This is a genomic window from Staphylococcus coagulans, from assembly GCF_002901995.1.
Classification (GTDB): domain Bacteria; phylum Bacillota; class Bacilli; order Staphylococcales; family Staphylococcaceae; genus Staphylococcus; species Staphylococcus coagulans.
The window spans coordinates 59,465-66,475 of record NZ_PPQN01000002.1 but is presented as its reverse complement, the minus strand read 5'-3'; the positions used below and the strand labels follow the sequence as shown (position 1 = coordinate 66,475).

The 7,011-nt window shown below is 34.7% G+C and carries 6 protein-coding genes and 1 rRNA gene; 2 read left to right on the top strand and 5 right to left on the bottom strand.

The annotated features are described in order from the left end of the window. From CD118_RS00720 to bcp, 4 genes are all read right to left on the bottom strand, one after another. Positions 1–75: ribosomal RNA gene (locus CD118_RS00720) — 16S ribosomal RNA — on the bottom strand; the annotation flags it as partial. A gap of 673 nt (positions 76–748) precedes the next feature. Next, positions 749–1,216, bottom strand: coding sequence for a peroxide-responsive transcriptional repressor PerR (gene perR, locus CD118_RS00715; RefSeq protein ID WP_016425479.1), 468 nt, complete (start codon positions 1,214–1,216; stop codon positions 749–751). 84 nt (positions 1,217–1,300) lie between these two features. Further along, positions 1,301–2,251: an NAD(P)-dependent oxidoreductase gene (locus tag CD118_RS00710; protein ID WP_103356085.1), complete on the bottom strand. Its 951-nt coding sequence runs from the start codon at positions 2,249–2,251 to the stop codon at positions 1,301–1,303. A 7-nt stretch (positions 2,252–2,258) separates the two neighbouring features. Beyond that, entirely contained in the window at positions 2,259–2,717 is a 459-nt protein-coding gene (gene bcp / locus CD118_RS00705; RefSeq protein ID WP_050330570.1) for a thioredoxin-dependent thiol peroxidase, read from the bottom strand. Positions 2,718–2,798: 81 nt separating this feature from the next. Between bcp and CD118_RS00700 the strand changes: the two genes are divergently transcribed. Together CD118_RS00700 and CD118_RS00695 are read left to right on the top strand one after the other, a co-directional pair. Next, positions 2,799–4,085 carry a glutamate-1-semialdehyde 2,1-aminomutase gene (locus tag CD118_RS00700; RefSeq protein ID WP_103356084.1) on the top strand — a complete coding sequence of 429 codons (1,287 nt, stop codon included), beginning with the start codon at positions 2,799–2,801 and terminating at the stop codon, positions 4,083–4,085. Between the two features lie 92 nt (positions 4,086–4,177). Further along, a complete protein-coding gene (locus tag CD118_RS00695; RefSeq protein ID WP_050345434.1) occupies positions 4,178–5,272 on the top strand; it encodes an FUSC family protein in 1,095 nt (364 codons plus the stop codon). 95 nt (positions 5,273–5,367) lie between these two features. Here the strand turns inward: CD118_RS00695 and CD118_RS00690 are convergent, their stop codons facing one another. After that, a complete protein-coding gene (locus tag CD118_RS00690) occupies positions 5,368–6,960 on the bottom strand; it encodes an FMN-binding glutamate synthase family protein (RefSeq protein WP_103356083.1) in 1,593 nt (530 codons plus the stop codon). Positions 6,961–7,011 lie beyond the last annotated feature (51 nt).

Genomic DNA, 7,011 nt, shown 5'->3' with positions numbered 1-7,011 from the left:
GTCCATTCGCTCGACTTGCATGTATTAGGCACGCCGCCAGCGTTCATCCTGAGCCAGGATCAAACTCTCCATAAAAGAAGTAAGCTTGATATAGCTCGCTGATTGTTTAAGTCAATCACTCTTTAAAGTACGTTGAAGTACTCAAATTATCGGAATTAACGTTGACATATTGTCATTCAGTTTTCAATGTTCATTTTTACCGTTACAAGAATCAATTATACTTTAAATCTTTTGTTGTGTCAACAATTATTTAAAAGTTTTTTAAATTCTTTGTTAATAAGTTGTTGTCTTTCATTCAACATTTATTATCTTATATTGTTATCAGAGAAGATTCAAGCGTTAATTTTACACTTTTAAAACCTGATTTACAAAGTAAAGTTAATTTAAATATTGTTTGCTCGAAACGACTTTTATATCTTATCAAGCAGAATGAAATACGTCAACAGAAAATAGAGATGTTTATTAATAAATATTACTATCATTTTGTAAACTGACGCGTTAAGAGAGAATTTTATATCTTTGCATAAGAAAAACGTGGTTTAAGGATGGATAATATGCCCCTAACTTTTACATAAAAGGTCTCACTTTATTAAAAAGAGGATTGACTTCTACTTACTCATGAGCGTTTTTGTATCTGAAAGTCTGCACTGCGAAAGTAATAATAGGATTATGGACGCCATCAATAAAAAAGACGCATTTAATGAAAGGATAAGTCACGTACCCTATCATTAAATGCGTTTGAAAGTTTCTACGATTCTTTTTTCTTTTCTTCAGCTTCTTTACATGATTGACAAATTCCATATATTTCCATTCGATGGTGTGTTACATCGAAATGTGTGACATGCTGCGCAAGTTGTTCAACTTCATGCAATAGCGGATAATGAAAGTCAACGATTTTCCCACATTTTTCACATATCACATGATAGTGGTTTTGTGTATCGAAATCAAAACGACTAGATGCATCACCGTATGTGAGCTCTTTGACTATACCTGTTTTCTTAAAAACTTTAAGATTATTGTAGATTGTAGCTACACTAATATTTGGAAAATCAGGCGATAATGCTTGATAAATTTCATCAGCAGTTGGATGTGAATGTGCTTTAATTAGGAAATTCAATATTGCTTGACGTTGTGGTGTAATACGAACGCCTGCTTTTCGTAAAGACGCTATTGACTCTTGTAATTGATGTTCATGAGATTCCAATTCAGCAGCCATTAGTTTCACCCGTCTCTCTAGTTAATAATAATTCTTACTTAATAACAATATAAAGGTTAAAGACTGCTTATGTCAATGGATATGTTAATATCCTTTATTCACATCAACTACATTCTCATTAACTTCACCGTTATTGAGAAAATTTTCTAAATTATTTAAAAATATGTCTGTTGCTTGTTTTTTATTGTCATCACGATTTCCTGAAATATGCGCTGTAATATAAACATTATCAAGATCATATAATTTAGATGTAACTTCTAATGGTTCTTTGTCAAATACATCCAAATAAGCTTTTCTAATCTCATGTTCTTTTAAACTATCTACTAAAACCGCTTCTTTTGTAATTGTTCCCCTCCCAATATTGATGAATAAAGTATGTTGATTCATCGCTTGGAAGTCTTCACGTTTTAATAAATGATAGGTTTCCTCAGTCTCTGGTAATAAGTTGACTATAATATCAGCTGATGAATAAATCTCTTGGCGTCGAGCTAACGGGTATGTTCGATCAAAATAGTCAGCCTCATGGCCGGTCGTATTAAGTCCTATAGTCTCCATACCTAAAACTTTAGCAACTTGTGCCGCTCTCTGAGGTATTTTACCAGTACCTAAAAAAAGAATACGTTGTTCACTGACAGATGGTGTCACACGTTTATGATTGTAGATTCTTTCCTGTTGCTCACTATAAGCTTCTTTCAGTTCTTTATAGTCATCTAAAATATAAGCAAATAAAAATTCCGTCAATTGCTGTGCATGGACACCCCCTGCGTTCGTAAGTGTAATACCTCTTTCATTCAAAGTTTCAAACGGTAGCGTATTGACACCCGTTGCATACCATGCAATCCATTTTAAATTTGGTGCCTTTTCTATAAATGTTTGATTTACTTCTGCGTGGTAAGTAATTAATACATCCATTTCTTTTTGAATATCATGAGGTAATTCTGATGGGTGCTTATAAAAATGAAATGTCACATCTGGGTAAGCTTCTTTTAGACGCAATTCTTGATCATCTAATCGCATTAAACTGACAACAATCATATATACATCACCCTTCTAATATAGCTTTTAATTGTTCCATCTGTTCCTTAACTTTAACTTTTTCAATTACATCTAAAACTTTACCGTCCTCGTCAATCACAAACGTCGTTCTAACAATTCCCATAGATTCTTTGCCAAAAGATTTCTTTAATTGATATACACCCACTGCTTCAGATAATTGATAGTCTTCATCTACAAGTAAGTCAAAATTCAAATCATGTTTTTGAACAAAATTTTGATGTTTTCGTTTAGAATCACCACTAATACCATAAACTTTGACATTCAAATCATTAAAATAGCTTAAATTATCTCTAAAGTCACATGCTTCTGTTGTACACGTCGGTGTGTTATCACGAGGATAAAAATAAAGCACTGCTTTTTGACCTTTTAATGTGTCATTTGTAATCCATTCCTCATTTTGTGTTTCTAATTTAAATTCTGGAAATTGGTCGCCTTTTTTTAACATCACAATCCCTCTTTCTAATAACGTTTAATTTTATGATACGATAAGAGGTGAAAATATTAAATTAAAAGAGGTTGGTTAAATATGAAATTTACATTAAGTGAATCACTTCAGAAACAATCTGATGAATATATATTAGGCGGTGTGAACTCCCCTTCCCGTTCTTATAAAGCAGTGGGCGGTGGCGCACCTGTTGTCATGAAGTCTGGTAAAGGTGCATATCTCTACGATGTGGATGGTAACCAATATATTGATTATTTACAGGCATACGGCCCAATTATTACAGGACATGCACATCCTCATATTACGAAAGCAATTCAAGAACAAGCTGCTCTTGGCGTATTATATGGAACACCGACAGAATTAGAAATTGATTTTGCACGTAAATTACGTGACGCAATCCCTTCTTTAGAAAAAATACGTTTTGTCAATTCTGGTACAGAGGCCGTGATGACAACAATACGTGTCGCAAGAGCTTATACAAAACGAGATAAAATCATTAAATTTGCTGGTTGTTATCATGGACATTCAGATTTAGTCCTAGTGGCTGCAGGAAGTGGGCCATCTCAACTCGGTTCTCCTGATTCAGCAGGTGTACCAAAAAGTGTCGCACAAGAAGTGATTACCGTACCTTTTAATAATGTTGATGCCTTTAAGGAAGCAATGGCAAATTGGGGCGATCAAGTTGCAGGTGTACTTGTAGAACCGATTGTCGGCAATTTCGGTATGGTTGAGCCGCAACCAGGCTTTTTAGAAGAAGTGAATCGTATCACACATGAACATGGTGGTCTTGTTATCTATGACGAAGTGATTACTGCTTTTCGTTTCCATTATGGCGCTGCGCAAGATTTATTAGGCGTTTATCCAGATTTAACGGCATTCGGTAAAATTATCGGTGGTGGTCTACCGATTGGTGGTTATGGTGGCCGTCAAGATATCATGGAACAAGTTGCACCATTAGGACCTGCTTATCAAGCGGGTACAATGGCAGGTAATCCATTATCAATGAAAGCAGGTATTGCATTATTAGAAGTGTTAGAACAAGACGGCGTATATGAAAAGCTTGATCAACTTGGTAAAAGACTGGAAGAAGGCTTACAAGCAGCAATTGATAAATATAATGTAAAAGCTACAATTAATCGAATTCGAGGTGCGTTAACAGTTTACTTTACAGATGAAAAAGTAACGCATTATGACCAAGCAGATGCTTCTAATGGCGAACAGTTCGGTAAATTTTTCAAACTTATGCTCAATCAAGGCATCAATTTGGCACCTTCTAAATATGAGGCTTGGTTCTTAACAACAGAACACACAGAAGCTGATATCGATAAAACAATAGCTGCTGCTGATTATGCGTTTAGCCAATTGTAAACTTCTATATTGAAAAATGCGTTACAACAGTGTATAACATGATTAAACATATTCAATATTAATTGAAATATAACATAAAGGAGCGCGATGACTTGAAACTGGGAGCTCGAATATTAAAAACCGGTATCGCCATTATACTTGCGGTTTCAATTGCTTCATTGTTACCCGGATCAACAGGCATGGTGACTGTAGCAGGCATTGCAGCGGTTGTTGCGATGCAGCCTAGTGTCTATCGTACTTTCAAAACAATTGTTGACCAATTTCAAGGTAATGTGATTGGCGCATTACTCGCTGTAACGATGGTTACGATATTTGGTAACAATGTCATCATTATGGGTGCGACAGTGATTTTGCTCATTGCTTTGCTTTTTAGAATGAACATTGCACACGTTGCAACTTTAGCTACAGTCACTGCCCTAGTCATTATGGGGCAACACAATGGATCGTTTTATATATCCGCATTTTATCGTTTTTCACTTGTCATGATTGGTGTCATCAGTTCTTTTATCGTCAATTTAACATTTTTACCTCCGAAATTTGAGACAAAAATTTATTATAATTCATTAAACATTTCAACAGATATTTTCAAATGGTTTAATTTAGTCCTAAATGATGCAACGGAGTTTAATCATGTAAAGCAAGATTTGGAACATTTACGACAAAGAATCGTAAAACTAGAACAATTTTTAGAGTTTTATAAAGAGGAACGCGCTTTTACAAAAAAACAGGTCTTTGCTCAAACACGTAAGAAAATTTTATTTAAAGAGATTGTGTTATCGACACGTGATGCTTATGATGTTTTACGTCGCATGAATCGATATCAAAATGACCTTGTCCATCTCAGTCATTCGTTGCTACTTCAAATTAAGTTAGAGATTGACGAGCTAACACAGTTTCATGAGCAAATATTAATTAGTATTACTAAAAAAGCAAAATTTGACGTCTCGCACGATCAGCAATTTGTACCCAATCCTCTCAAAAAAGATATTATGACAGCATTTCAAGAGGAAGTGATTCATAATCCGAATCCTTGTGGGTTCTCTTATGCGAATATTATGCATATCATCTCTTCATTAGAAGAATATCGTTATAATCTGGAACATTTAGATCGACTGCGTGTTAGTTATTTTAAATATCATGCGACAGATCCGGATATTGATATTATTGAAGAGGACTTTGACTTATAAAAAGACATTGCCTGTTTTATTATAAACGGCGTTAAAAAAGACGGCTAAGCACATCAACACTTTAATGTGAGATGAGATAGGCCGTCTTTTTATTTTTACTCCATCAAACTGTCATTGACCAGTTTGAGTTGATAACGTTTAATAGTATCCAATTGTCCATTTTGATGTTTAATCGTAACATGTTCAGGTCCGATTTCTGTAGGGCTTTCGACGCCAACTGCTGCAGCAATATTAAACAAGCCCTCATGCAAACTCGTAATATAATTAACAACACGATATTGTTTTTCATCTACCACTAAGGCGCGTTCTTTCTTTGTATCTGTTGTCGCTACACCCGCGGGACAAGTATTTTTATGACATTGTTTACTCATAATACATCCGACACTGATCATCATCGCTCTTGCAACATTAACTAGATCTGCCCCTAATGCTAAAGCAATAGCAATTTTATCTGGTGTTATTAATTTTCCAGAAGCAAATATTTTGATACGTTCTCTAATCCCATGCGTTTTAAGCAACCCGTCTATGATTGGTAAAGATGTAAATAAAGGTAATCCTACACCATCTTGCAATTCTTGAAAAGATGCGCCAGTACCCCCTTCACCTCCATCTATCGTAATAAAGTCAGGATAAATGTCTAAATGTTTCATCGTTTCAATGAGTGTTACAAATTCATTTGCATGACCTAATACCATTTTAAAGCCTACAGGTTTTTGGCCTAACTGACGTAATTCTTCTAGCCATTCTAATAAATCTTTAGCATTTTGTATAAATTCAAAGCGGTTAGGTGAATCGATTGTTTCATATGGCTTAAGTCTTCTAATTTTAGCAATCTCTTCTGTTACTTTTTTACCTTCAATATGTCCTCCTCTTGTTTTAGCACCTTGAGCCAGTTTAATTTCAAAAGCTTTTACTTGATCTTTTTTGGCAATTTCAACAAATGCTTTTGAATCAAATTGACCTTGCTCATTTCTAACACCAAATAGTCCTGGCCCAATTTGAAAAATAATATCCGCTTCCCCTTTTAAATGATGTGGGGAAAGTCCGCCTTCACCTGTGTTCATCCATGTGTTCGCCATCCCTAGACCTTTTGAAAGAGCGGTTATGGCATTCTTCCCTAACGCACCATAGCTCATACCCGATTGACCGACAAGACGCTTTGCAAAATAGGGGTGCTCAATATTTTCACCAATTTTAACGTACTGTTCAGGTGAAAGTAAAAAAGGATCGACATTTTTTTCTACTGCTTTTTCTTTACGATTGACGAGACCCTCATTTTTTATTTGATATAAGAAAGTTGTAATTTGATGTGTATTATCAACTTTTAAAGCAGGCTTTTGTGTTGGAAACATCGCATTGATAATAAAAAAGCCATGTTGATAATTTTTTTGTGTCCCAAAACTAGCACCTCTATTTTTATATTTCCCTGCTAAAACAATATCTTGATAATCTAGTCTAGAAAAAGGTTTATCTTCATTATCATTTAAAAAAAGATATTGCCTTAATTCAGGACCAATATGTTCAAGAAAGTATCGGACTCTCGCAAGAACTGGATAATTCCTGAGAACGCTATGTTGCTTTTGACCTTTATCAAAAATTAAAAATGCTACTGTAGCAATAATTAAAAACAGAAGTAACCCCACTAAAATGATATTGACGATCAATTGCAATATTGTTAGAAAAGACACTTGCCCATCCCCTTATATTTTTGATTGTATTATACCCTATATTGTATCGTC